Origin of the sequence: Methylobacterium oryzihabitans, assembly GCF_004004555.2 — a bacterium.
Lineage (GTDB): Bacteria > Pseudomonadota > Alphaproteobacteria > Rhizobiales > Beijerinckiaceae > Methylobacterium > Methylobacterium oryzihabitans.
Genome location: NZ_SACP01000001.1, coordinates 488,901 through 511,079, shown reverse-complemented (window position 1 = coordinate 511,079; position 22,179 = coordinate 488,901). Strand labels below are relative to the sequence as shown.

The following is a 22,179-nucleotide window of genomic DNA, read 5'->3' as shown; positions in this document are numbered from 1 at the left end:
CACCCTCACCCCCGGCCCCTCTCCCACTCGGGAGAGGGGAGATGTGCCACATCTTTTCGCCGGACAGCCCTGCGCAGAGGGGGGAGGGTTCGGGCGGCGGTGGCGCCTCGCCCTTGCCGCTATCCTCGCCACCTTCGCCGGCGCGCTCCTCGCCGCCGCCATCCCCCGCCTGCCGCCCCTTGACCTCGCCGCCGCCGAGACCCGCTCCACGGTCGTCCTCGACCGCGCCGGCACGCTGCTGCGCCCCTTCGCCCTGCCGGACGGGCGCTGGCGGCTGCCGCTGAGCCCGGCCGGCGTCGATCCGCGCTACCTCGCGCTGCTCGAAGCCTACGAGGACCGGCGCTTCCGCGATCATCCGGGCGTCGATCCGGCCGCGATGCTGCGGGCCGCCGGGCAGTGGCTCGTCGCCGGACGCATCGTCTCGGGCGGCTCGACGCTGTCGATGCAGGTGGCCCGCCTCGTCGAGCCGCGGGCCGGACGCTCGCTCGGCGCCAAGCTGCGCCAGATGGCCCGGGCGGTCGAGCTGGAGCGGCGCCTCGGCAAGGACGGGGTGCTGCGGCTCTACCTCGCGCTCGCGCCCTATGGCGGCCCGGTCGAGGGCGTGCGGGCGGCGAGCCTCGCGTATTTCGGCCACGAGCCGGCCCGGCTGACGCTGGCGGAGGCGGCGCTCCTCGTCGCCCTGCCGCAGGCGCCGGAGGCCCGCCGTCCCGACCGCTTCCCCGAGGCGGCGCGGCGCGCCCGCGACCGGGTGCTCGATCTCGCCGCCGCCCGCGGGGCGGTGCGGCCCGACGAGGCCGCGGCGGCCAAGGCCGAGCCGGTGCCGCACGGGCGCAAGCCGTTCCCGATGCTGGCCGCCCACGCCGCCGACGCGGCGCTCGCCGAGGCGCCCGGGCGCCCCGAGCACCGCCTGACCCTCGACGCCCGGCTCCAGGCCAGCCTCGAAGCCCTGGCGGCGGAGCGCGCCGCCGCCTTCGCCCCCGGCGTCTCGGCGGCGATCCTGGTCATCGACAACGCGAGCGGCGCGGTGCGGGCCCACGTCGGCAGCGCCGGCTACCTCGACGCCGCCCGCTCCGGCGCGATCGACATGGCCTCGGCCGTGCGATCGCCGGGCTCGGCGCTCAAGCCGTTCGTCTACGCCATGGCGTTCGAGGCCGGGCTCGCCCATCCCGAGACCCTGCTGGAGGATCGGCCGGCCCGGTTCGGCGCCTCCTACACGCCGGAGAACTTCGACCTCACCTTCCAGGGTACGGTGACGGCGCGGCGCGCGCTCCAGCTCTCGCTCAACGTGCCGGCAGTGGAACTGATGGAGGCGGTCGGCCCGGCCCGGTTCATCGCGCGGCTGCGCGCCGCAGGGGCCGGGATCGTCCTGCCGCGGGACGCCGCGCCCGGGCTGCCGGTGGCGCTCGGCGGCCTCGGCATCACGCTCGCCGACCTCGCCCGGCTCCATGCCGGCCTCGCCCGCGGCGGCGAGGTGCCGGCCCTGGTGCGCCGCCTCGATCTCCCGGCCCCCGCCGGGGAGGCGCGCCGGATCGCCGAGCCGGTGGCGGCGTGGTACGTCGCCGACACCCTGCGCGGCACGCCGCCGCCGGAGAACGCGGCCGCCGGGCGCCTCGCCTACAAGACCGGCACCTCCTACGGCTACCGCGACGCCTGGGCGGTCGGGTTCGACCGCCGGTTCACCGTCGCGGTCTGGCTCGGCCGGGCCGACGGCGCCGGGGTGCCGGGCCTCGTCGGGCGCCTCGCCGCGGCGCCGGTGCTGTTCGACGCCGTCGCGCGCCTCGGCCACGAGCCCGAGCCGGTGCCGGCGGCCCGCGACGCCCTCGTCGCCACCACCGCCGGCCTGCCGCCGCCCCTGCGCCACCTGCGCCGCGACGCGCCCCGCATCGCCGGCCAGCCCGGCACGCCGCCCCTGCGCATCGCCTACCCGCCGGACGGGTCGCGGATCGACCTCGGCCTGTCGGACGGCCCGGGCGCCGCCGGCCTCGCCCTCAAGGCGCTCGGCGGCACGCTGCCGCTGACCTGGATGGTCGACAGCCTGCCGGTGGCCGAGACCGGCCGGCGGCAGGCGGAGTGGCGGCCGGACGGTGCCGGCTTCGTGCGGATCTCGGTCGTCGACGCCTCCGGCGCCAGCGACAGCGTGCTGGTGCGGATCGAGTAGGCGCCGCCTCCTGCTCGCGTCCCGCGCACCGCGCGGAGCATGGCCGGCGCACGGGACGCCGCAACGCCCGTAATTGGAGCGATGACTGGCGGTTAACCTGAATAACCAGGACACGCGCAATTGGCTGTCCTGTCCAATCAGGTCGTCGGCGCGTGCAGGGTAACGGCCTTTCAATGAATCGGCGTCATTGATCCAGATCTCGACGAGCTTGCGGCGCTCCGATCCGGAAACGACACATCCCGGGCTCCGCCGCGACATCGTCGTGACCATCATGCTGGAAGTGGGGGACATGACAGCACCATACGCCGATGCGTCCGGAGCCTCGAACGCGGCCGCCCCGGTCTCCCAGTCGGAATTCCTCGCCCAGACCTACGTGGACGGACGCTACGAGTTCTCCGGCGATCGGAACATCGACGCGGCGCTGATCGGCACCCGGTGGACGCCGTCGACCCTCACCTACAGCTTCCCGACCACCGCAGCCGCCTATGCCGGGAGCGGCTACGCGGCCGGACAGGAGCCGGATCACTTCGCCGCCTTCAACGGATTGCAGCAGGATTCGGCCCGGGCCGCATTCCGTCTCGTGGCCTCCTACACGAACCTGCACTTCGTCGAGGTGTCCGACGCCGACGGATCCCGCCCCACCTTCCGCCTGGGCCAGACCGGGCTGCCCACGACCGCCGACGGGGATCCCTACACGGCGATGGCGGAGTTCCCGACCGAATTCTCCAAGGCGGGCGATGTCTGGTTCAGCAACACGTCGGGCCAAGCCTATTACCCGGATCCGCAGAGGGGAAACTGGGGCGCCGCCACAATGATGCACGAGATCGGGCACGCGCTCGGCCTCAAGCACGGCCAGGACGACTACACGTCCCAGGATCTGAACGGCGATCTCGGGCGCGCCGGTGCCCCCGATCCCCGCTACGGCTCCGTGGCGCTGCCCGCCGACCGGAACGGGCAGGACTTCTCCCTGATGTCCTACAACCGGTCGCCGGCCTTCCCGTGGATCAAGCACGGGAACGAGCCGGAGCCGAACGAGGCGGGTACGGTCGACTACAACCGCCAGAACCCGCAGACCTACATGCAGATCGATATCGCGGCTCTGCAATATCTGTACGGTGCGAATTTCGGCACCAATGCCGGCGATACGACGTATTCCTGGAACGCCACCGACGGCACGATGGCGATCGACGGGGTCGGCCAGGGGATTCCGGTCGACGGCAGGATCCTGATGACGGTCTGGGACGGCGGCGGGACCGACACCTACGACCTCTCGAACTACGCCACCAATCTCGATGTCGATCTCGCTCCCGGCGCGTTCTCGACCCTCGACGTCGCGCAGCGCGTCACCTACCTCTCGCACGACCGCCAGCAGACCGCCCCGTCCCTCGGCAACGTCGCGAACGCGCTGCTCTACCAGGGTGACATCCGCTCCCTGATCGAGAACGCGACCGGCGGCACCGGCAACGACGCGATCGGCGGCAACGATGCCGGCAACACCCTGCTCGGCGGCGACGGCGCCGACACGCTGGGCGGCGTCGCCGGCGACGACCTGCTCAAGGGCCAGGACGGCACCGACTCGGTGCTGGGCGGGATCGGCAACGACTTCGGCTCCGGCGGCTGGGGCAACGACACCGTGCTGGGCGAGGCCGGCAACGACCTGCTGTTCGGCGACGACGACGACGACTGGGTCGACGGCAACGAGGGCGACGACCTCGTCTACGGCGGCACCGGCACCGACACGGTGTTCGGCAGCGCCGGCGGCGACACGGTCTACGGCGAGCAGGGCAACGACTTCATCGGCACCGGCTCGGGCGACGACCTCGGGGTCGGGGGTGACGGCAACGACGAGGTTCACGGCGAGGAGGGCCGGGATGTCCTGTCCGGCGGCGAGGGCAACGACGGTGTCTACGGCGAGGACGGCGACGACGTGGTGAGCGGCGACGGGGGCAACGACTATCTCACCGGCGATGCGGGCGCCGATTCCCTGATCGGTGGCGGCGGCGGCGACCAGATGTTCGGCGGGACCGGGGGCGATACCCTGTCGGGGGGTGAGGATTCCGATTCCCTGTCGGGCGGCGCCGACGGCGACACGCTCGACGGCGGGGCGGGCGCCGACCTGCTGTTCGGCAACAGCGGCGACGACGCGCTGACCGGCGGGGCCGGCGCCGACGTGTTCGCGTTCGGGCGCGGCGACGGGCTCGACCGGATCCTCGACTTCGTGCTCGGCGGCCCGGAGGCGGACGTGATCGCGTTCAACAACGGCGCCTTCGCGGACTTCGCCGGCGTGCAGGCGGCGAGCCGGCAGGACGGGGCCGACGTGCTGATCGCCTATGGCAGCGGCGACGTCCTGGCGCTTCAGAACGTCCAGCTCTCGTCGCTCTCGGCCCAGAGCTTCACCTTCGCCTGACGGGCGTGCCGGGGCTCGGCGCCGGGACAGGCCCCGGAGCCGCGATGGGCGTGGGGCCGGGATCCCGGCTGCCAGGGTCTCCGCTCAGGGACGCGGCCAGCCGAGAAGCCGGTCCGGTGCGAACGGCGCCACCGGCACCGCCGGCTCGCGGCCGGTGGCGAGGTCGGCGACGAGACGGCCGGTGATCGGGCCGGTCGACAGCCCGATATGGCCGTGGCCGAACGCGAGGATCAGGCCGCGGTGGCGCGGCGCGACGCCGATCACCGGCAGCCCGTCCGGGGTCGAGGGCCGCGAGCCGAGCCAGGGGCGGTTGTCGAGGGGGGCCCCGAGCCGCACGGTGCCGGCGGCCTCGCGCGCCGCCGCCTCGATCTGCCGGAGATCGGGCGGGGCGTCGCGGGCGTCCAGCTCGACCCCCGACAGCACCCGCACCCGGCCTTCGCCCATCGGCGACAGGATCGAGCCGGCGCCGGTGTCGTAGACCGGCCGGTTCAGGGCCGGGCTGCCGGGCCGGAGCGCGTAGTGGCGGTGGTAGCCGCGCTCGGCCGCGAAGGCGAAGCGGTAGCCGAGCGGCCGGGCGATCTCGGCCGAGGCGGCGCCCGCCGCCAGCACGACCTGCCGCGCCGCCACCCGGGCGCCGGCGGTCTCGACCGACCAGCCCTCGGCCGCCGGTGCGAGCCGCGTGACGGTGCCGCGCAGGGTCCGGCCGCCGAGGCCGGAAAACAGCCCCTCGCACGCCTCGACGAGGCCGCCGGGATCGGCGATCGTCCCGGTCTCGGGCAGCAGCATCGCGCCGTGGAACGGCCGGATCAGCGCCGGTTCGAGGTCGCGCACGGCCGCGCCGGCCACGATCTCGAACGGAACGCCGTTCTCGGCCAGGATGTCGCGCTCCAGGGCCGACCCCGCCAGGGCGGCCTCGGTCCGGTAGAGCTTGAGCCAGCCGGGATGGCGCAGCAGGTGCGTCGTGCCGGCCCGCTCGGCGAGGCGCCGGTGCTCGCCGTAGGCCGCGGCGGTCAGCGGCGCGAGCGCCGCGGCGGTGCGCCGCCACGCCGACTCGCGCGACGCGGCGAGGAAATGCGCCGCCCAGGGCAGCACCCGCGGCAGGTGACGATGGCGCAGGCGCAGGCCCGGATCGGCGTTGCGCAGATAGGCCGGCAGCTTGCCCCACAGGCCCGGGCTCGCCATCGACAGGATCGAGCCGCGGCTCACCACCCCGGCATTGCCGTAGGAGGTCCGCGCCCGCGCCTCGCCGGGGTCGCACAGCACCACGTCGAGCCCGCGATCCCTCAGGGCGATGGCCGAGGCGAGGCCGACCATCCCGCCGCCGATCACCACGATGTCGGCCGTCATTGCGTTTGACATGGCGGCTCCTATCGGCCGCCCGCGCGTCCGGGACAAGAGGCGCCCGGGACGAGAGGCGTCGCGGGCGACCTCCACCGCCTGGAACCCGACCCGCGGCGTCGCCGCCGAGACCCTGTGCAACCAGAAGGGCAGCGTCCTGGCCTTCCCGGAGACCCGCGCCGCGGCGCGGGCGGCGGCCGGGCGGATGGTCGCCGGGCGCACCCTGCTGCCCGCCGACGCCGAGGAGATGAGCGCGGCGGCAGCGGCAAGGCTCGTGCGGTGAGGCCGCGGCCCGTTCAGGCCCGCAGGATGGCGAGGGCGAGGGCGGCGGCCCAGAACGCCGCCCCGATCAGCGCCGCCCAACCCCAGCCGAGAACCAGCCCCCCATCGTGACGATAGCTGCCGAGGGCGCCGCACGCCCCCGGCGAGAACACCGGCACTGCGGCGACCTGGCCCCAGGTCGCGCAGGGCAGCAGCAGCCGACCGGTGCCGTGCAGGACCCAGAGCCCGGCGCGGGCCAGATGGCCGAGCCCCTCCAGGACGGCAACGGCGTTCCAAAGCCAGCGCGCAGCACGGGATGCGCCCAGCGCCACGGCGACGAGGATCTGGAGGCCGTCATCCATCGGGACCCATCCACGCGGCGGCGTCCGGCCGCGGGGCGGCCCGACGCTCAGAGGAGAAGCGCGCACCGGTGCCGGCCTCCGGGAAAGCCGGATGCCGGTGCCGCCGGTCCCGCGGGAGAAGCTCTCGTCGGGCGAGCCTGCCGGTTCGTCGATGGAGCGCTCAGGCGATCCGCGCGAATCCTTCGGGCTCCTCGCCCTCGATCGCGAAGCGGTTCCGCCCCCGGGACTTGGCACGGTAGAGGGCACGGTCGGCCGCCGCCAGCGCCTCGGCCGGCGAGAGGCTCGCGCCCTCCGGCTTCAGCATCGCGCCGAGGCTGATCGTGACGATTCCGAGACCGTCCGGACGGGCCGGATGGGGAATCCCGGTGCGCTCGATCGCCTGCAGCAGCCGGCGCGCGAACCGCGCCGCCTCGAGCCGCGTGACGCCGCGCAGGGCGAAGGCGAATTCCTCGCCACCGAACCGGGCGCAGAAACGGTCCTCCGTCCCGCCCGCGGCCGCGAAGACCTGCGCCACCCGCCGCAGGCAATCGTCGCCGGCCGGATGCCCGAGCGCGTCGTTGTAGAGCTTGAAGTGGTCGATATCGACCATCATCAGCGCGACCGGACGCGGATCCGACAGCCACCGGTCGAGGATGTCCGACAGGTGGCGGCGGTTGGGCAGTTCGGTCAGCGCGTCGGTCCGCGAGAGATCGTGGAACTGCCGGCGGGCCGTCTCGGCCGCGTCGGCCTGCAAGGTCGCGCCGAGGGCCGCGAGGTAGGTCCGGCAGCGCCGCCCCTCGGTGCGGTAGTTCGCGTGCAGGCTGAACAGGCAGGCGGTGGCGCTCTGGAGCAGGAAGGCCGGGCGCAGGGCCGGATCCAGGCCGTCCTTGGCGACCACGGCGAGCGCCGTGACGCCGAGCGCCCCGGCGGTGAAGATCGCGGCGTGCCGGAAGCGCAGGGCCAGCAGCATGTTGGCGTAGACGATGGTCAGCGAGAACTCGCCGAACGTGAAGGCCCCCGAGGGGTCGGCGGTCCGCCAGAACAGGAAGACCGGAACCACGTAGGCGTTCAGGATGCCGGCCAGGATCAGGCGCTCGGCCCAGGCCGGCGAGGTCCGGCCGATCACCCAGGCCAGGGCCAGGGAGGCCGGCGTGACCACGGCGACCCGCAACGCGACCGAGAGCCAGAACACGTCGGGCAGCAGCACGAGGCTGGTGACGTTGTAGACGTTGTACAGGACCAGCCCGATGACGATCGCGGAGCGCAGCTCGGCCGTCCTGGCCCGGGCCTGCTCGCGATCGTGATGGGCCTCGATCGCCGGGGCGAAGCGCAGCCACGGATCGAGCAGCGGGCGTCCCTCGATACCGAAGAAATGCCGGATCGCCGACTCGGGCACGCCGTCTCTCCCCCTCTGACGTTCCGGCGATCCTGCGCCGCCCTGCTGAAGAATGTCTGAGTATCGGTACCGAACGACGGACGAACGAGGCCTGCGCTCTCCGGTCTCGTTCAATCGACGCCGGTGCCTGCCGTCGTCGATGGCGAGCAGAGCCGCGTCCCGTGACGCCGCCCGGATTTCGGTCCGTGCCTCGGGCACGTCTCTGCCCCTGGGGCGGATCCGACAGGGACTGCCCGAACTCGCCGATGGCCCGGCGACGGGATCATACGATTTTCGATTGATCGCTTCGCGATGCGAAAATCGGCTTCGCTCAGGCGCCGCGCGGGCTGGTGATACGGCTTTCGGAACTGATCGTCCGAAAGCCGTATCACAGGGCCCGCAGGAGAGCGGTCGCGGCGATCCACAGGGCGAGGCCGGCCAGCACCGCCCAGGCGGTGCCGAGAACGACGGTGCCGCCGTGCCGCCGCGTCGCGAACGGCCGGCAGACCGTCGAGCCGGAGAAGACCGGAACGGTCTCCATCCGTCCGAGGCTCAGATACGGCAGGACGAGCCGGGACGTCGCGTGGAACGCCGCGGGGAGGAGGTCGAGGAGGAGGAAGCCGAGGATGTCCATGGCCCACCCTGCCCGGGCCGGATCAACCGGTGCTGAACCCGATCGCTCGAAAGCCGAAGATCGGCCCTGTCCGTCCGTCATCCGAACGTCATGTTGGCGGTCGACACGCTGCGATCGCTCGCGACAGGATGATGGGCCCATGGATTTCCACCGCCGCTTCACCGTTCTGATGTGCACGCCCGCCTTCGACCCCGACGATCTCGAAGGGGCGCGGGTCAACCAGATCGTGGCGGCGGTCGAGGAGCGGGGCTTCGAGGTGGTGCGGGCGCGGCGCGTCGAGGACGCGGCGATCGCGGTCCAGACCGACGCGGCAGTCGGCTGCCTCGTGGTCGACTGGGGCAAGCGCGGCCTCGACGGCAAGGCCGCGGCGATGATCGACATGATGCGCAAGCGCGGCCTGGAGATGCCGATCGTCATCATGGTCCGGCGCAAGCGGCTCGAGGACATCCCGGTCGAGCTGCTCGACTTCATCGACGGCTACATCTTCCTGGCCGAGGAAACCCCGGAATTCATCGCCCGCGGCCTCGTCTCGCGCGTGACCCAGTATGCCGAGACCCTGAAGACCCCGTTCTTCGGCGCGCTCGTCGACTACGCCGAGAAGGGCAACCAGCTCTGGACCTGCCCGGGCCACAATGGCGGCATCTTCTACAACCGCTCGCCGATCGGCCGCATCTTCGTCGAGCATCTCGGCGAGGCGATCTTTCGCGATGACCTCGACAATTCGGTGCTCGACCTCGGCGACCTCCTGACCCACGAGGGCCCGGCGCTGAAGGCGCAGAAGGAGGCGGCGCAGATCTTCGGGGCGGAAAAAACCTACTTCGTCCTCAACGGCACCTCGGCCTCGAACAAGATCGTGCTGTCCTCGCTCGTCGCCGAGGACGACCTCGTGCTGTTCGACCGCAACAACCACAAGGCGGCGCATCACGGCGCGCTGTTCCTCGGCGGCGGCATCCCGATCTTCCTCGAGACCGACCGCAACGCCTACGGGCTGATCGGCCCGATCTTCCACGAGGCCCTCGACGAGACCCGCATCCGCGAGCGGATCCGCGCCAACCCGCTGGTCAAGGACCGGGACGCCTGGCGCAAGGAGCGCCCGTTCCGCGTCGCGGTGATCGAGCAATGCACCTATGACGGCACGATCTACGACGCGGAAGCGATCGTCGCGCGGATCGGGCACCTGTGCGACTACATCCTGTTCGACGAGGCCTGGGCGGGCTTCATGAAGTTCCACCCGCTGTTCGCCGGCCGCTACGCCATGGGGCTGAAGGGGCTCGACGAGACCTCGCCCGGCATCATCGCGACGCAATCGACCCACAAGCAACTCGCGAGCTTCAGCCAGGCCTCGCAGATCCACACCAAGGACGGCCACATCCGCGGCCAGACCCGCCGGGTCGAGCATCGCCGCCTCAACGAGAGCTTTCTGGTCCACGCCTCGACCTCGCCGTTCTATCCGCTGTTCGCCTCCCTCGACGTCGGCGCCCAGATGATGAAGGGGCGCTCGGGCATGATCCTGTGGGACGACACGATCCGGCTCGGGATCGAGTGGCGCAAGAAGGTGCGGGCGATCCGCCGCGAGTTCGAGGAGCGCGAGAAGGACCCGAAGCGGCGCTGGTTCTTCGAGCCGTTCGTGCCGGACGTGGTCCGGAACGCCGACGGGGCCGAGGTGCCCTGGGAGAGCCTGCCGACCGACGAGCTGGCGGGCAACCCGCGCCACTGGGAACTGGCGCCCGGGGCGCGCTGGCACGGCTTCACCCATGTCGCGCCGGGCTACGCGATCACCGATCCGAACAAGCTCACGGTGCTCACCCCCGGGTTCGACCGGGCGACGGGATCTTACGCCGAGCACGGCGTGCCGGCGCCGATCGTCGCGCAGTACCTGCGCGAGAACCGGATTGTGCCGGAGAAGAACGACCTCAACTCGCTGCTCTTCCTGCTGACGCCGGGCGTCGAATCGTCGAAGGCCGGCACCCTCATCTCGGGCCTCGTGGCGTTCAAGCGCCTGCACGACGACAACGTGCCGTTGGAGGAGGCGATGCCGGACTTCGTCCGGCGCCGGCCGCAGCGCTACGGCGGGGTGCGCCTGCGCGACCTCTGCGCCGACTACCATGCCTTCCACCGCGAGGCCGGCACCTCGCGGCTCCAGCGCCTGCAATTCGCCCCCGAGCATCTTCCCGAGATGGTGATGGCGCCGAAGGCCGCCGCCCAGATGCTGACCCGCAACCACGTCGACTTCGTGCCGATCGCCGAGGCCGAGGGGCGCATCGCCTCGACCCTGATGCTGGTCTACCCGCCGGGCATCGGCACCGTGCTGCCGGGCGAGCGGCTGGACGAGCGGGCCAAGCCCATGCTCGACTACTTCAAGATGTTCGAGGCCGCCGCCAACCTGTTCCCGGGCTTCGAGGCCGAGATCCAGGGCGTCTACCGGCAGGTCGAGCCGGACGGGCGGATCCGGTTCTACACCTACGTCGTCCGCGAGGGCCGCTGATGGACGGACCGGCCAGCAACCCGGGCGTGGTGATCCGGCCGTCGTCGGACGCCGACGTGCCGGCGATGATCGCGATCTACGAGCACCACATCCGCCGCGGGGTCGGCGATACCGGCGACTTCGAGGAGGATCGGCTGGTGCCCGACGACCTCAAGCGCCGGCGCAAGAACATGCGCAGCAAGCGCCTGCCGCACCTCGTCGCCGAGCGCGACGGGGTGGTGGCCGGCTACGCCTACGCGGTGCCGTTCCGCAAGCGTCCGGCCTACCGCTACACCCTCAAGCACTCGATCTACGTCCATCCCGGCCATCTCCACGCGGGGATCGGCCGGCGCCTGCTGCCGGCGCTGATCGAGGCCTGCGCCGCCGGGGGCTACCGCCAGATGATCGGCTACATCGACGCCGAGAACGAGGCCAGCCTGCGCCTGCACGAGGCCTGCGGGTTCGTGCGCGTCGGCCACCTGCCGGCGGTGGCCTACAAGTACGGCCGCTGGGCCGACAGCGTGATGGTCCAGTGCCCGCTCGGCACCGGCGCCGCCGACCAGCCGGCGACGTGGCGCAAGCCGGAGGAGGTGCTGGAGGGCGGGCACGGCTGGCCGGGGGCGTAGGGCCGAGGGTCCACCGCCCGTCACGCCGCGGCCTCCTCCGCCAGCACACGCCGCAGCCAGTCGACGAACGCCGAGGCCGCCGGCGACAGCCGCCGGTCGCGGGCGGGAATCGCCGCGAAGCCGCCAGGGAACTCGTGGAAGCCGCAGGGCGCGACGAGGCGGCCGGCGGCGAGGTCGTCGCGCACCAGCAGGCGCTCCACCAGGGCGACGCCGAGGCCCGACAGCGCCGCCTCCACGCACAGCCCGGTATGCGGGAAGGCGAGGTCGCGCCCCGCCTCGACCCGCCAGCCGGCCTGCGCCTCCCAGGCCGGCCAGGAATGCGGCGTGTAGTCGTGCCCGACCCGGGCCCCGATCCGCAGCACGCCGTCGCGGGCCGTCGCGGCGTAGGCCGGGGCGCAGACCGGCCCGAAGGCGACGTTGCCGAGGCTGATCGCCCGCGACGGATCGCGGATCGGATGCGAGAGCCGGTCCCAGGTCAGGTAGAGGTCTGGGCCGTCGTCGGTGCGGCCCCGGGCCGAGACCATCGCGAGCCGCACCTGCACCGTCGGGCGCTCGCGGTAGAACCCGGCGAGCCGCGGCACCAGCCAGCGCATCGCGAAGGTCGCGCCGCAGGCGAGGTGGACCCCGGGCCCGGCCGCCGCGTCGCGCAGGCGGCGGTAGCCGCGCTCCAGCTCGTCGAGGGCTTGCGACACCACCGCCAGAAAGACCTCGCCCTCGGCGTTGAGGCGCACGCCCGTCCCCGCCTTGTCGAACAGGGCGATCCCGGCATGGTCCTGCAAGGCGCGGATCTGGCGCGAGACCGCGCCGTGGGTGCGCCCGAGTTCCTCGGCGGCCCGGGTGACCGAGCCGAGCCGGGCTGCGGCCTCGAAGGCGCGCAGGGTGGAGAGGGGCGGCAGCGTCCGGGCCATCGGGGTTCGTGAGCTTTCCGCACGAAGGGGGGTGAAGAACTCAATATACGGCCGGGCTGGCGGGGGGTAGCAGAGTCGCGAGACACGAGGAGACTTCACCCATGACCGCGGTCCTGCTTCCGTTCCCGTCGTCGCGCCTCCGGCCGGTCGTGGATCGCGCCGCCGTGAGCAATCCGCACGCAGTCGAGGGCCTGCGGGCGCGCCTCGCCCTGTGGCGGCGGCGCTGGTCGAGCCGGCGGGACCTGGCGCGCGAGCTGCCCGAGATGACCGACGCGATGCTGGCCGATGTCGGGCTGACCCGGTCGGAGGCGCTGGACGAGGTCGGACGGCCGTTCTGGCGCGCCTCGGCGCCGCCGCGGTCACGGACCGCCCATGCGCGCCGCGCGAGTTGACCGGCTCCCACGGCCCTGACAGCTTGGCGCCGAACGGGGCGCGGTGAGCCCCGCCGGGAGGATTGTTTGGCCGCCATGCGCATCCGTGCCGCCGTGCTCCGCCGCGCACCCGTCGAGCGTCCCTACGCCGTGTCGCGCCCGCTCAGCATCGAGACCGTGGAGCTCGACCCGCCCGGACCGGACGAGGTGCTGGTGAAGATCGGCGGCGCCGGCCTGTGCCATTCCGACCTGTCGGTCATCAACGGCGACCGGGTGCGCCCGGTCCCGGTGGCGCTCGGCCACGAGGCCTCGGCGATGGTCGAGGAATGCGGCCCCGGCGTCACCGACCTGCAGCGCGGCGACCACGTCGTGATGTCGTTCGTGCCGACCTGCGGCTTCTGCTCGCCCTGCCGCGAGGGCCGCGGCGCTCTGTGCGAGCCGGGCAACGCCGCCAACGGCCGCGGCACGCTGCTGTCGGGCGCCCGCCGCATCCGCTGCGACGGCGAGGAGCTGAACCACCACAGCGGCGTCTCGGCCTTCGGCGAGTACGCGGTGGTCTCGCGCCGCTCGGTGGTGAGGATCGACAAGGACATCCCGCTGGTCGAGGCGGCCCTGTTCGGCTGCGCGGTGATGACCGGCGTCGGCGCGGTGGTGAACACCTGCAACGTGCGCGCCGGCCAGTCGGTCGCGGTGGTCGGCCTCGGCGGCGTCGGGCTGTCGGCGCTGCTCGGCGCGGTCGCCTGCGGGGCGGCCCGCATCGTCGCGGTCGACCTCTCGCCCGACAAGCTGCGCATCGCCGAGGATCTCGGCGCCACCGACACGTTCCTCGCCTCCGATCCCGAGGTGGCCGAGCAGATCCGCGCGGCGACCGGCGGCGGCGTCGACCACGCCCTCGAGATGGCCGGCTCGGTCAAGGCGTTCGACCTCGCCTACCGGATCACCCGGCGCGGCGGCACCACCGCGACGGCGGGTCTGGCCAACCCCAACCACGTCCTCACCCTGCCGCCGGTCGGGCTGGTCGGCGAGGAGCGGATCGTGCGCGGCAGCTACATGGGGAGCTGCGTGCCGGCCCGCGACATCCCGCGCTACATCGAGCTCTACCGCCGCGGCCGGCTGCCGGTGAACAAGCTGATGTCGGGCACCTCTCCCCTCGACCAGATCAACGAGGGCCTGGACCTGCTCGACCAGGGCAAGGTGATCCGGCAGGTCATCGCGATGTAGAGGACGGCGCGCTGCTCCGTCAGCCGTACGATTCCACACCTGCGTGACGCCGATGGACTTGCCCGCCCGGGACGGGTCGTGCATCGATTCGTCACCGCAACGGCGGGCGGCCGCGTCATGCGGCGCTCCCCTCCTCACGCCCGGCTGACGAGGACCGCAACATGGGGCTGCTCCAGGACGCTTTGACCCGCTTCGGACGGGTGGTGAAGTCCTATGCCGGCGACACCGCTTTCCTGCACGCCGCCTGCTCGGCGGCCGCGAACGTGATCCTGGCCGATGCCGAGATCGACGAGGACGAGATCGAGATCGCGCTCACCGACCTCGGCAACAACCCGATCCTGCACAAGTCCTACGGCGTGCTGAAGCTGGAGCAGGAGCTCTACGAGGCGATCGCCCGGGCGAAGAGCCGGGCCGGGCGGATGGAGAACGTCCGCTACGTCGCCGCCATCGCCGACCGGCCGCTGGAGCAGCGCCAGGACATCTTCCTGATCGCCGCCGACGTCGCCGACCAGGGCGGCGGCATCAACGCCCTGGAGCACAAGGTGCTCGACGAACTCGCCGAGACCCTCGGCCTGGAAAAGGCGACGCTCCTGGGATAGCGGAGCCCGCGCCCCGCCATACATCCCCGGTCTATCCCAGGGGAGGTTGGCATGGATGTCGGATTTCTCGGGCTCGGCCGGATGGGCCGGGCGATGGCGCTGAGCCTCGTGCGCGCCGGCCACCGGGTGCGGGTGTGGAACCGCTCGCCGGAGGCCGCCGAGGCGCTGCGGGGGGAGGGGGCCGAGCCGGTCGCCGACCCCGCCGAGGCGTTCGCCGGCGACGCCGCCGTGACGATGCTCGCCGACGACGCGGCCCTGCGCGCCGTGGTGCTGGACAGCGGCGTGCTCGACCGGCCGACCCGTCCCGGCCTGCATCTCGGCATGAGCACGATCTCGGTGGCGCTCGCCGAGGAACTCGCCGCCCGCCACGCCGCGGCCGGGATCGACTACGTCTCGGCCCCGGTCTTCGGCCGCCCGGACGTCGCCGCGAAGGGCGCGCTCAACATCGTGGCGGCGGGGCCCGGGGCGGCGGTCGAGCGCGCGGGTCCGCTCCTCGACGCGATGGGCGCGAAGACCTGGCCGTTCGGCGCCGAGCCGGCCCGGGCCAACGCGGTCAAGCTCGCCGGCAACTTCATGCTGGTCTCGGCCATCGAGGCGATGAGCGAGGCGGTGTCGTTCGCCGGCGCCCACGGCGTGCCGGCCGCCGACCTCCTCGACATGCTGACCGGGACGATCTTCGCCAGCCCGATCTACAGGAACTACGGCGGCGCCATCGCCGCGGCCCGCTACGAGCCGCCGGGCTTCGGCCTCGCCCTCGGCGCCAAGGACGTGCGGCTGGTGCTGGAGGCGGCCGAGGCCGCGCGGGTGCCGATGCCGTTCGCGGGCGTCCTGCGCGACAACCTCCTCGACGCCCTCGCGCACGGCGACGGCGACAAGGATCTCGCGGCGCTGGCCCGGGTGGCGGCCCGGCGCAGCGGGCGGGGGTGAGACGATTTCCCGACGATCGGTTCCGGCAATCGTCTCAGCAGCCCTCGCGGTGGAGCCGAAGGCTCCACATGCTTGAGCGAAGCCGAAATCCGCTTCGCGTCACGGCACGGCGTTCCTCGTCACGAGCGCCAGGCCGGGCATCACCATCCACGCCCTCCGCCGACCGTCTATCGCCGGCCCGACGTGCAGGCCAGCGGCGGCGCCGCGCCGTCGCTCCAGGTGACGTCGTTGCCGCGGCCGCGCAGCTCGCGCGTTCCGTCGCCGTAGCGGAACCCGTCGGCCGCCGGCTGCGGCTTCAGGCTCACCGCCGGGCCCGAGGGCGGATGCACCACGGCCGGCTGGGTGAAGTCGCCGACCGCGAACTCCACCGACAACCGGGCGCCGCCCGGGCAGGCGAACACGACGGTGTTGCGCTGCGGCTGGGCCAGGGCGGTTGCCGGGATCAGGCCGGCGGCCAGCACCACGATACGAAGCCTCGTCACGATCGATCTCCTGCATCCGCGCGAAAAAAATTCACTCGCCGCGCAGCCGGCTCGGCCGCAGCACGCCCTGACTCTCCAGGATCGGGTAGGCGGCCCCGGAGACGAGGTGGTCGTTGACCCGCTTCAGGTCGCGCACGAGGTCGGGGTAGAGTTCGGTCGCTTCCGCGGTCGGGGTGCCGGCCTCGCGCAGGCGCCGCAGGTGCGCCTCGGTGGCCTTCGCCTCCAGATCGCGAAACACTGCCTTCTCGTCGGCGAGGATCCGGGCGGCGCGCAGGTCCTCGGTCATGAACACCGCGCCCGCGGTGTTGAGGTTGGTCGCCAGCCGGTGCAGCAGGTCGCGGATCTCGGCCTCGCCGTCCTTCGAGAAGGCGAGGCCGCGCTTCAGCCGCTTCGCGGCCAGGGCCATCACGTTGCGGGACAGGATGTCGCCGGCGTGTTCGAGATTGGTGGCGAAGGCGAGCAGCGCCGCCGCCCGCCGCTCGTCGGCCTCGCTGAGCGCGTCCGGGTCGATCCGCACCAGATACGCCTTGATCGCGGTGTTGAGCCGCTCCAGCGTCCCGGACATGCGCTTCGTCGCCGAGACCCGGCTGCGGTCGTCGCCGGTGATCGCCTCCTCGGCGCCGCGGATCATCTCGGCGAGCACCTCGGCCATCCGCAGCGCCTCGCGGCCGGCATTGCCGAGGGCGATCGGCGGCGTCTCCAGGGCGTTGGTGTCGAGGTGGAGCGGCCGGCCGGGATCGTGCGGGTCGACGTGCTCGGGCAGCAGGCGGGTCAGCAGCCGCCCCATCGGCCCGAGCAGCGGCAGGAAGACCGCCGCCACCGCGAGGTTGAACACGGTGTGGAAGTCCGCCAGCGCCCGCGACAGGTTGGGCTGGTACTCGACCATCGCCGGCCCAATCAGGCCGAGGAGCGGCAGGGCGACGACGCAGCCGATCGCCCGGTTGATGAGGTTGCCGAGCGCCACCCGCCGCCCGGTGGCGTCGCCGCCATGGGCGCCCTCCAGCACCGGGTTGATCGCCGAGCCGAGATTGGCGCCGAGCACCAGCGCCATGCCGGCCTCCAGCGGCACCACGCCCTTGACGGTGAACGACATGACCAGCAGCACCACCGCGACGCTCGAATGCGCCGCCCAGGTCAGCGCCGCCCCGAGCAGCACCGCCACCACCCGATCGGTGGCGATGGCCCCGAACAGCATCCGCAGCGACGGCACGTCCTCGTAGGGCGTCATCACGGAAAGGAGCTGGCTGAGCGCGAGCAGCATCAGCCCGAGCCCGATCGCCGCCCGCCCGAGGTCGCGGGTGCGCGGTTCCGAGCCGTGCCGGAACATCATCACGCCGATCAGCACGAAGAGCGGGGTGACCCGGGCGATGTCGAACGACAGGAGCTGGACGATCAGCGTCGTGCCGACGTTGGCCCCCAGCATCACGGCGAGCGCCGGCACGAGGCCGATCAGCCCCTCGCTGGCGAAGGAGGCGACCATCAGCCCGGTGGCGGTGCTGCTCTGGAGCAGCGCGGTGATGCCGAGGCCGGCCGCCACCGCCTTGGCGCGGCTGCTCAGCGCCAGCCCGAGGAACCGGCGCAAGCCCGGCCCGAAGGCGCGCTGCACCCCGGTCTGCACCATGTGGACGCCCCACAGCAGCAGCGCGACGGCGCCGCCGAGGTCGAGCAGGGTGAGCGTGGTGTCCAAGGACGGCCCCGGGTCTTCGTGCGGATCCGACCCCGACGATACGATCCCGGCCACGGCCCGTCACCCGGCGGCGGCGGGCCGCCTGCCGGCACGGTTTCCGGTTGGTGAGGAACCGCCGGTCAGTGCCGCGTGCCGGGCGGGTCGGGCTCGTGCAGCGCCTCGGCGAACGGCATCTCGAACACGATCTCGCCCTCCGCGTCGGTGACCTCCAGGCTGGCGGCGAGCAGCCGGGATTGCGGCCCGCTCTCGCGCAGGAGGTCGCGGATCAGGCGGCGGGCGACCTCCCAGGCGGCGTCCGGGTCGGGCAGGGTCTGCCCGTCCGGGTCGGCGATGCGGTCGTCCCCGACCCGCGTGGCGAAGTAGTAGCGCGGCATGGCTCTCCGGGATCAGTCGAGCGGTGAGCCTATCACACCGCCGGCACGCCGTGGTGCTCCGCTCCTACACCACCGGCACGCCGTGGTGCGTCGTCGTTACACCACCGGCACGCCGTGGTGCTTGGCGTGCTCGTCCGGCTCGACGTGGATCGTCACCACCGCGCCCTCGATCGCGGCCTCGATCGCCTGTTCGACCCGGTCGCAGATCGCGTGCGACTCGGCCACCGTCATCGCGCCCGGCACGACGAGGTGGAAGTCGATGAACACCGCCTGCCCGGCATGGCGGGTGCGCACGTCGTGGGCCTCGAGCGCGCCCTCGCCGTGGCGCGAGATCAGGCCGCGGATCTCCCGCACCATCTCGGCCGGGGCGGCCTGATCCATCAGCCCGTTGATCGAATCGCGCACCATGCCCCAGCCCGACCACAGGATGTTGAGGGCGACGAGGGCGGCGATCACCGGGTCGAGGACGAGCCAGCCGGTCCAGGCGACGAGCCCGAGTCCCACCAGCACGCCCGCCGAGGTGACGACGTCGGCCATGACGTGGCGGCCGTCGGCGATCAGGGCCGGCGAGCGCCACAGCCGGCCGCGCTTGAGCAGCATCGTGGCCCAGACGGCGTTGATGACCGTGGCGAGCCCGTTCACCGCGATGCCGACGAGCGGCATGTCGAGGGCCTTGGGCGCCTGCACGGCGGCGTAGGCGTCCTTCAGGATCAGCACCGCCGCCACGATGATGAGCGCGCCCTCGATCACCGCGGAGAAGTATTCCGCCTTGTGGTGGCCGTAGGGGTGCTCGCTGTCGGCCGGCTGCGCCGCCCAGCGCAGGGCCAGGAACGCGGTCGCGGCGGCGACGACGTTGATGATGCTCTCGAGCGCGTCCGAGTACAGCGCGAGGCTGCCGGTGAGCCACCACGCGCCGAACTTGAGGGCGAGCACGACGAGGCCGAGGCCGGCGCTGACGAGGGCGGCGCTCTGCGCGCGATCCATGGGACGATCCACGATGACGGTGGGACGGACCGCTTCGGGACATCCCCGCCGGGCCGCGGCGCTCCTCTAGGCGACGCCGCTCCGGAAGGCCACGGCACAGGTGTTAGCCGGAGCTATGCCGTGCCGGCATCGCCGCCCGCCTCGGCCGCTCCCCCGCGCCGGGCCTCCTCGCGCACCCGGCTCACCTGCGCCCGCGCCCGGGCCAGCGCGGCCTGCCGCTCGTAGCGGCGGCGCATCCAGCCCCAGCGGGTCGAGGCGGCGAGCGCCGCGAGCCGCTCGGCCTCGCACTCCCACCACGCGATCAACTCGGCGTCGAGGGTCGGATGCCGGCTCATCGGGCGGCTCCTCCCGGCACCGTCGCGGGCGGTCCAGCCTCCTCGACCACGATGGCGTCGGGGTCGTGGTGGATGCTGGCGGTTCCGTCCGGCACCGGCGAGGCCGGCGTGCCGAACGGTGTGCTGGGATAGGCCTCCGCCGCCCGGGCCCGGGCCTCGCGCGCGTCGGCCGCCTGCACGGTCACGCTCGGGGAATGCGGCAGCGGCCAGCGCGGGTCGGCGGGATCGCGGGGACGCAGGGAGAACCACGGCATGCTCGGACGGCTCCTCGAATGCGGCCCCGGGACGGCCGCCCGGCGGTGAGATGGCCCCTGCACGCGCGGGATGCCACCACCCGTTGGTCGGGATGGTGCGGGGCATTGATCCGGCGGTGGATTCCATGCTCATGGCCGCATGCGCGTGGATCTGTTCGATTTCGACCTGCCGGAGGAGCGCATCGCGCTGCGGCCGGCGGTGCCGCGGGATTCCGCGCGGCTGATGGTGGTGCGGCCGGGCGAGCCGCCGGCCGATGCCGGCGTCGCCGACCTGCCCGGCCTGCTGCGGCCGGGCGACGCCCTGGTGTTCAACGACACCCGCGTCATCCCGGCCCGCCTGCGCGGCCGCCGCGAGCGCCCGGACGGAACCGCCGTGCGGGTCGAGGCGATGCTGCACCTGCGCGAGGCGCCCGAGCGCTGGCGCGCCTTCGCGCGGCCGGCCAAGCGCCTGCGGGTCGGCGACCGGGTCGCGTTCGGCGCGGCCTCGGACGGCGCCTGCGACCTCGACCGGCTCGACGCCACCGTGGCGGAGCGGGGGGAGGGGGGCGAGACGGTGTTCGCCTTCGACCTCGCCGGGCCGCTCCTCGACGAGGCGGTGGCGCGGCTCGGCGAACTGCCGCTGCCGCCCTACATCGCGGCCAAGCGCCCGACCGACGCGCAGGACGCCGCCGACTACCAGACCGTCTACGCCCGCGAGCCCGGGGCGGTGGCCGCTCCTACCGCCGGGCTGCACTTCACCCCCGGCCTGCTCGCCCGCCTCGACGCGGCCGGCCTGTCGCGCCACCGGGTCACCCTGCATGTCGGCGCCGGCACCTTCCTGCCGGTCAAGGCCGACGACACCGACGACCACCGCATGCACGCCGAGTTCGGCGAGGTCTCGCCGGAGGCCGCCGACGCGCTCAACCGGGTGCGCGCCACCGGCGGCCGGATCGTCGCGGTCGGCACCACATCCCTGCGCCTGATCGAGAGCGCGGCCGACCCGGACGGCACGATCCGGCCCTTCGCCGGCGAGACCCGCCTGTTCATCACCCCGGGCCACCGCTTCCGGGCGGTGGACGCGCTGATGACCAACTTCCACCTGCCGCGCTCGACGCTGTTCATGCTGGTCTGCGCCTTCGCCGGGCTCGACCCGATGCGGCGCGCCTATGCCGAGGCGGTCGCCCGCGGCTACCGCTTCTACTCCTACGGCGATTCCAGCCTGCTGTTCCGGGCCGACACCCCCATGACCGACACCCCCATGACCGACACCCCATGACCGACACGTTCCGCTTCACCCTCGCGGCGACCGACGGCGCCGCCCGCACCGGCGAGATCCGGATGCCCCGAGGCGTCATCCGCACGCCGGCCTTCATGCCGGTCGGCACCGCCGCCACCGTCAAGGCGATGTATCCCGAGCAGGTGAAGGCGCTGGGCGCCGACGTGGTGCTCGGCAACACCTACCACCTGATGCTGCGCCCCGGCGCCGAGCGGATGGCGCGGCTCGGCGGCCTGCACGCCTTCATGCAGTGGCCCTACCCGATCCTCACCGATTCCGGCGGCTTCCAGGTCATGTCGCTGTCCTCGCTGCGCAAGCTCGACGAGACCGGGGTGACGTTCCGGTCGCATGTCGACGGCACGAGGCACGTGCTGACGCCGGAGCGCTCGATCGAGATCCAGGGGCTGCTCGGCTCCGACATCCAGATGCAGCTCGACGAGTGCGTGCGCCTGCCGGCGCCCGAGAGCGCGGTCGAGGGGGCGATGCGCCTGTCCCTTCGCTGGGCCGAGCGCTGCCGCACCGCCTTCGGCGACCAACCCGGCAAGGCGATGTTCGGCATCGTCCAGGGCGGCGACATCCCGGCTCTGCGGGTCGAGAGCGCGAAGGCGCTCGTCGGCCTCGACCTCAAGGGCTACGCCATCGGCGGCCTCGCGGTCGGCGAGCCGCAGGCGACGATGCTGGCGATGATCGAGGTGGTCGAGCCGCACCTGCCGATGCTGAAGCCGCGCTACCTGATGGGCGTCGGCACGCCCGACGACATCGTGCAGGCGGTGTGCCGCGGCATCGACATGTTCGACTGCGTGATGCCGACCCGGGCCGGTCGCCACGGCATGGTCTATACCCGCCACGGCCGCATGAACCTGCGCAACGCCCGCTTCGCCGAGGACGATACGGTCCTCGACCCGGACTCGACCTGCCCGGCGGCGAACCTCTACACCAAGGCGTATCTGCATCATCTGGTGCGGGCCGGCGAGATTCTCGGCATGATGCTGCTGACCTGGAACAACCTGTCGTACTACCAGGACCTGATGGCCGGCCTGCGCCGGGCGATCGCGGCCGGACGCCTGCAGGATTTCGTCGGCGAGACCCGCGAGGGCTGGGCGCGCGCGGAGCGCGACCGGGCGGCCTGATCCAGGCCCGCCCGGCAGTTGACCGGGCGGCGCCGACCGCCTATCTCC

The 22,179-nt window shown here is 73.0% G+C and carries 22 protein-coding genes; 11 read left to right on the top strand and 11 right to left on the bottom strand.

All coding sequences use genetic code 11. From position 1 onward, the window contains the following. Positions 1-121 precede the first annotated feature (121 nt). Positions 122-2,158 carry a penicillin-binding protein 1C gene (pbpC, locus tag EOE48_RS02395; RefSeq protein WP_246153916.1) on the top strand — a complete coding sequence of 679 codons (2,037 nt, stop codon included), beginning with the start codon at positions 122-124 and terminating at the stop codon, positions 2,156-2,158. 289 nt (positions 2,159-2,447) lie between these two features. Next, positions 2,448-4,565 (top strand): M10 family metallopeptidase, encoded by a 2,118-nt coding sequence (locus EOE48_RS02390; protein ID WP_187371289.1) that lies wholly within the window; start codon positions 2,448-2,450, stop codon positions 4,563-4,565. A gap of 84 nt (positions 4,566-4,649) precedes the next feature. Here EOE48_RS02390 and EOE48_RS02385 read toward each other — a convergent pair whose 3' ends face one another. After that, positions 4,650-5,924: an NAD(P)/FAD-dependent oxidoreductase gene (locus tag EOE48_RS02385; RefSeq protein WP_127727154.1), complete on the bottom strand. Its 1,275-nt coding sequence runs from the start codon at positions 5,922-5,924 to the stop codon at positions 4,650-4,652. Between EOE48_RS02385 and EOE48_RS02380 the strand changes: the two genes are divergently transcribed. Beyond that, complete coding sequence (locus EOE48_RS02380) at positions 5,923-6,186, top strand: hypothetical protein (RefSeq protein ID WP_187371288.1); 264 nt, start codon at positions 5,923-5,925, stop codon at positions 6,184-6,186. The two genes, EOE48_RS02385 and EOE48_RS02380, sit on opposite strands and share 2 nt — an antisense overlap. A gap of 13 nt (positions 6,187-6,199) precedes the next feature. Here EOE48_RS02380 and EOE48_RS02375 read toward each other — a convergent pair whose 3' ends face one another. The 3 genes from EOE48_RS02375 to EOE48_RS02365 form a co-directional block, all read right to left on the bottom strand. Beyond that, complete coding sequence (locus tag EOE48_RS02375; RefSeq protein WP_127727153.1) at positions 6,200-6,526, bottom strand: hypothetical protein; 327 nt, start codon at positions 6,524-6,526, stop codon at positions 6,200-6,202. A 160-nt stretch (positions 6,527-6,686) separates the two neighbouring features. Then, a complete protein-coding gene (locus tag EOE48_RS02370) occupies positions 6,687-7,901 on the bottom strand; it encodes a GGDEF domain-containing protein (protein WP_127727152.1) in 1,215 nt (404 codons plus the stop codon). Between the two features lie 367 nt (positions 7,902-8,268). Continuing rightward, the gene (locus tag EOE48_RS02365; protein ID WP_127727151.1) at positions 8,269-8,514 is read right to left on the bottom strand and encodes a hypothetical protein; all 246 of its coding nucleotides are present in this window, start codon (positions 8,512-8,514) and stop codon (positions 8,269-8,271) included. A gap of 139 nt (positions 8,515-8,653) precedes the next feature. Here EOE48_RS02365 and EOE48_RS02360 point away from each other — a divergent pair, with 139 nt between their 5' ends. Together EOE48_RS02360 and EOE48_RS02355 are read left to right on the top strand one after the other, a co-directional pair. After that, positions 8,654-10,999, top strand: a complete 2,346-nt coding sequence (locus EOE48_RS02360; RefSeq protein ID WP_127727150.1) for an Orn/Lys/Arg family decarboxylase — start codon at positions 8,654-8,656, stop codon at positions 10,997-10,999. After that, positions 10,999-11,604: a GNAT family N-acetyltransferase gene (locus tag EOE48_RS02355; protein WP_127727149.1), complete on the top strand. Its 606-nt coding sequence runs from the start codon at positions 10,999-11,001 to the stop codon at positions 11,602-11,604. Before EOE48_RS02360 ends, EOE48_RS02355 begins: the two co-directional genes overlap by 1 nt. A gap of 20 nt (positions 11,605-11,624) precedes the next feature. Here EOE48_RS02355 and EOE48_RS02350 read toward each other — a convergent pair whose 3' ends face one another. After that, a complete protein-coding gene (locus EOE48_RS02350; RefSeq protein WP_127727148.1) occupies positions 11,625-12,512 on the bottom strand; it encodes a LysR substrate-binding domain-containing protein in 888 nt (295 codons plus the stop codon). Between the two features lie 101 nt (positions 12,513-12,613). On the opposite strand from EOE48_RS02350, the gene EOE48_RS02345 reads away from it, so the two are divergent. The 4 genes from EOE48_RS02345 (at position 12,614) to EOE48_RS02330 (ending at position 15,630) form a co-directional block, all read left to right on the top strand. Next, a complete protein-coding gene (locus tag EOE48_RS02345; RefSeq protein ID WP_127727147.1) occupies positions 12,614-12,904 on the top strand; it encodes a DUF1127 domain-containing protein in 291 nt (96 codons plus the stop codon). Between the two features lie 75 nt (positions 12,905-12,979). Beyond that, positions 12,980-14,104 carry a zinc-dependent alcohol dehydrogenase family protein gene (locus tag EOE48_RS02340; RefSeq protein WP_127727146.1) on the top strand — a complete coding sequence of 375 codons (1,125 nt, stop codon included), beginning with the start codon at positions 12,980-12,982 and terminating at the stop codon, positions 14,102-14,104. 161 nt (positions 14,105-14,265) lie between these two features. Continuing rightward, on the top strand, positions 14,266-14,703 hold the full coding sequence (locus EOE48_RS02335) for a tellurite resistance TerB family protein (RefSeq protein ID WP_127727145.1): 438 nt from the start codon (positions 14,266-14,268) through the stop codon (positions 14,701-14,703). Between the two features lie 51 nt (positions 14,704-14,754). Beyond that, positions 14,755-15,630 carry an NAD(P)-dependent oxidoreductase gene (locus EOE48_RS02330; protein WP_127727144.1) on the top strand — a complete coding sequence of 292 codons (876 nt, stop codon included), beginning with the start codon at positions 14,755-14,757 and terminating at the stop codon, positions 15,628-15,630. Positions 15,631-15,797: 167 nt separating this feature from the next. Here the strand turns inward: EOE48_RS02330 and EOE48_RS02325 are convergent, their stop codons facing one another. The 6 genes from EOE48_RS02325 to EOE48_RS02300 form a co-directional block, all read right to left on the bottom strand. Further along, positions 15,798-16,112 (bottom strand): MliC family protein, encoded by a 315-nt coding sequence (locus tag EOE48_RS02325; RefSeq protein ID WP_246153899.1) that lies wholly within the window; start codon positions 16,110-16,112, stop codon positions 15,798-15,800. A gap of 31 nt (positions 16,113-16,143) precedes the next feature. Then, a complete protein-coding gene (locus EOE48_RS02320; protein ID WP_127727142.1) occupies positions 16,144-17,799 on the bottom strand; it encodes a Na/Pi cotransporter family protein in 1,656 nt (551 codons plus the stop codon). A gap of 119 nt (positions 17,800-17,918) precedes the next feature. Further along, the gene (locus EOE48_RS02315; protein WP_127727141.1) at positions 17,919-18,173 is read right to left on the bottom strand and encodes a DUF6894 family protein; all 255 of its coding nucleotides are present in this window, start codon (positions 18,171-18,173) and stop codon (positions 17,919-17,921) included. Between the two features lie 96 nt (positions 18,174-18,269). After that, a complete protein-coding gene (locus EOE48_RS02310; protein ID WP_127727140.1) occupies positions 18,270-19,157 on the bottom strand; it encodes a cation diffusion facilitator family transporter in 888 nt (295 codons plus the stop codon). Between the two features lie 113 nt (positions 19,158-19,270). Beyond that, complete coding sequence (locus EOE48_RS02305) at positions 19,271-19,492, bottom strand: hypothetical protein (protein WP_127727139.1); 222 nt, start codon at positions 19,490-19,492, stop codon at positions 19,271-19,273. After that, positions 19,489-19,746, bottom strand: coding sequence for a hypothetical protein (locus EOE48_RS02300; protein WP_127727138.1), 258 nt, complete (start codon positions 19,744-19,746; stop codon positions 19,489-19,491). The genes EOE48_RS02305 and EOE48_RS02300 overlap by 4 nt, the downstream gene beginning before the upstream one ends. Before the next feature lie 139 nt (positions 19,747-19,885). On the opposite strand from EOE48_RS02300, the gene queA reads away from it, so the two are divergent. Together queA and tgt are read left to right on the top strand one after the other, a co-directional pair. Then, complete coding sequence (gene queA, locus EOE48_RS02295; protein WP_127727137.1) at positions 19,886-21,001, top strand: tRNA preQ1(34) S-adenosylmethionine ribosyltransferase-isomerase QueA; 1,116 nt, start codon at positions 19,886-19,888, stop codon at positions 20,999-21,001. Then, positions 20,998-22,131 (top strand): tRNA guanosine(34) transglycosylase Tgt, encoded by a 1,134-nt coding sequence (gene tgt / locus EOE48_RS02290; RefSeq protein WP_127727136.1) that lies wholly within the window; start codon positions 20,998-21,000, stop codon positions 22,129-22,131. The genes queA and tgt overlap by 4 nt, the downstream gene beginning before the upstream one ends. Positions 22,132-22,179 lie beyond the last annotated feature (48 nt).

Coding starts and splice junctions, on each gene's coding strand:
- EOE48_RS02390 (WP_187371289.1), top strand. CDS start 2,448: ATGACAGCACCATACGCCGATGCGTCCGGAGCCTCGAACGCGGCCGCC.
- EOE48_RS02355 (WP_127727149.1), top strand. CDS start 10,999: ATGGACGGACCGGCCAGCAACCCGGGCGTGGTGATCCGGCCGTCGTCG.
- EOE48_RS02335 (WP_127727145.1), top strand. CDS start 14,266: ATGGGGCTGCTCCAGGACGCTTTGACCCGCTTCGGACGGGTGGTGAAG.
- tgt (WP_127727136.1), top strand. CDS start 20,998: ATGACCGACACGTTCCGCTTCACCCTCGCGGCGACCGACGGCGCCGCC.
- EOE48_RS02330 (WP_127727144.1), top strand. CDS start 14,755: ATGGATGTCGGATTTCTCGGGCTCGGCCGGATGGGCCGGGCGATGGCG.
- EOE48_RS02380 (WP_187371288.1), top strand. CDS start 5,923: ATGGCGGCTCCTATCGGCCGCCCGCGCGTCCGGGACAAGAGGCGCCCG.
- EOE48_RS02375 (WP_127727153.1), bottom strand. CDS start 6,526: ATGGATGACGGCCTCCAGATCCTCGTCGCCGTGGCGCTGGGCGCATCC.
- EOE48_RS02360 (WP_127727150.1), top strand. CDS start 8,654: ATGGATTTCCACCGCCGCTTCACCGTTCTGATGTGCACGCCCGCCTTC.
- EOE48_RS02345 (WP_127727147.1), top strand. CDS start 12,614: ATGACCGCGGTCCTGCTTCCGTTCCCGTCGTCGCGCCTCCGGCCGGTC.
- EOE48_RS02385 (WP_127727154.1), bottom strand. CDS start 5,924: ATGTCAAACGCAATGACGGCCGACATCGTGGTGATCGGCGGCGGGATG.
- EOE48_RS02350 (WP_127727148.1), bottom strand. CDS start 12,512: ATGGCCCGGACGCTGCCGCCCCTCTCCACCCTGCGCGCCTTCGAGGCC.
- EOE48_RS02315 (WP_127727141.1), bottom strand. CDS start 18,173: ATGCCGCGCTACTACTTCGCCACGCGGGTCGGGGACGACCGCATCGCC.
- queA (WP_127727137.1), top strand. CDS start 19,886: ATGCGCGTGGATCTGTTCGATTTCGACCTGCCGGAGGAGCGCATCGCG.
- EOE48_RS02340 (WP_127727146.1), top strand. CDS start 12,980: ATGCGCATCCGTGCCGCCGTGCTCCGCCGCGCACCCGTCGAGCGTCCC.
- EOE48_RS02310 (WP_127727140.1), bottom strand. CDS start 19,157: ATGGATCGCGCGCAGAGCGCCGCCCTCGTCAGCGCCGGCCTCGGCCTC.
- EOE48_RS02365 (WP_127727151.1), bottom strand. CDS start 8,514: ATGGACATCCTCGGCTTCCTCCTCCTCGACCTCCTCCCCGCGGCGTTC.
- EOE48_RS02300 (WP_127727138.1), bottom strand. CDS start 19,746: ATGCCGTGGTTCTCCCTGCGTCCCCGCGATCCCGCCGACCCGCGCTGG.
- EOE48_RS02305 (WP_127727139.1), bottom strand. CDS start 19,492: ATGAGCCGGCATCCGACCCTCGACGCCGAGTTGATCGCGTGGTGGGAG.